The following is a 1,943-nucleotide window of genomic DNA, read 5'->3' as shown; positions in this document are numbered from 1 at the left end:
ACAAGACTGTTAATTCACAAGGAAGTCGAATATCTAATGCTGAAACAACAATAAATCAACATACCACAGCAATTAACTTGAAGGCAGAAGCTACAAATGTTTATACAAAAGCACAGACTGATAGTGCATTAAATAATAAGGTTAATCTATCAACCTACAATAACAAAATTGGTCAAATCGATGTAAGCATTAACGGTATTTCTAATCGTGTTTCTTCCACAGAGTCAAGTATAACTGGCTTAAATGGTGAGATAAGTACTGTTAAAAGTAATATGGCTAGTCTTGATATTAAGGCAGATAGTATAGTTTCTAGTGTAGCTGGTATATTGTCAAACTCTAATAATTTGATACCCGATCCAAGTTTTGAAAATGAAGCCTGGGACTTACCATCTAATTGCTCTTTTGTTGAATCAGATTTACACGAAGGAACAAAATGTTTAAAGGTAACAAAGGGTAATGGGTATTTTAGACCTAAGAACTTACCCTTAAAATATCCTGTTTCAAAAGGAACTACACTAAAGCTTTCTTGGTGGGTAAAGATGGAATCTGGTACTACATTTGATACGGGAAACTTTAAGATTCGAATTGCGAGGTTAGATGGAAGTTTAATTTCAGATTTACAGTTAGGTGGCGTTGTTACTAGTTGGACTAAGAGAGAACGTACTATGACTCTTCCGGCAGATGTAGAGGGAATTTTAATTACTTTTCCTACATTTGTGACTCAAGGAACTGTATATATTGATGATATACATGTATCTGATGCTACAAATGAAATAGCAATTCAATCACAATTCAGCACAATCGAACAAACTATAAGTAGTATAACAACTAGGGTAGGTAATTCGGAAGGGGATATCAGTTCATTACAACAAACTGCTAGTAGCTTTGCTACTAGAATAACAAATGCAGAAGGGAATATTTCTTCCATCTCACAAACTCTAAGTGGTGTTCAATCAACTGTATCGAATAAAGCTGATAAATCAACAGTTACCCAATTAGCTGGCGTTGTAGATACAAAGATTAGCACAACAGACGCTAATAATAAATTTGCTACCCAAAGCCAGTTGACACAGACTGCTAATAGTTTAACTAGTACAATCACCAGTGTTCAATCCAACCTAGATAACTTGGAAATCGGTGGGAGAAACCTAGTAACTGGTACTAGTTCTGAGTATAGAAGTACAACAAGGAGTGGGTGGGGAGATTACGCTGACCCACTAACTAATAGTACTAATATACCAGTAATTTCAGGAAAAACTTACAGTGCTAGAATTTATCTAAAGACCAGTACGCAGAAAGCACAACTTAGAATTAGATTATATCCTAGTGATAATTCAACCTATAATGATGTAAGTGGCGAATATATTGAAGCTGGAAGTGAAGGGTACTCTTATGTGACTTTCAAAGTACCTGCAAATAGAACACGTGCTTTTATAATGTCTGCTAGATTTGGTGCTAGTGACACACCTAGCAATACTTTACAGTGGAAGGAATTAAAGCTAGAAGTAGGTGATAAGTGTACTGCATGGACACCAGCACCAGAAGACATGGCAACCGTATCCCAGTTTAGCCAACTATCTGATGCGATTAATCTAAGGGTTACCAAAAACGATATTATTAATCAGATAAACATTGATACAAGTGGGGTTCTTATACAGGGCAAAAAATTAGTCCTTGATGGGAATGTTACAGTTAATGGAACATTTAAAGTAGGAAACGGGAATATTACTAGCTTAGATGCTGGTAAAATAACAACTGGCTATCTTGATGCTGCAAGAATATCTGCTAGTTCTTTATCGGCCATTTCAGCAAATCTTGGGAACGTAACAGCTGGTAATATACAGGGTGTTAATATAAGCTCTTCTACCTTCACTGGTGACAATATGTATATTGACGGAAAGATACAAGTGAGACAAGGGAGAGTCGAAGTTAAAAGTAAAGTG

At 35.9% G+C, this 1,943-nt stretch carries 1 protein-coding gene; it reads left to right on the top strand.

Annotated features, from left to right (window positions below):
• Positions 1 to 1,943: gp58-like family protein (locus tag NiCM35_RS26535; protein ID WP_433780903.1), on the top strand; the 1,943-nt coding region annotated here is incomplete at both ends.

The sequence above is a fragment of the Niallia sp. M35 genome (genome assembly GCF_050971705.1).
Taxonomy (GTDB): domain Bacteria; phylum Bacillota; class Bacilli; order Bacillales; family Cytobacillaceae; genus Niallia; species Niallia circulans_A.
Note: the sequence above shows the minus strand (reverse complement) of the source record. Positions and strands in the feature narration are given on the sequence as shown.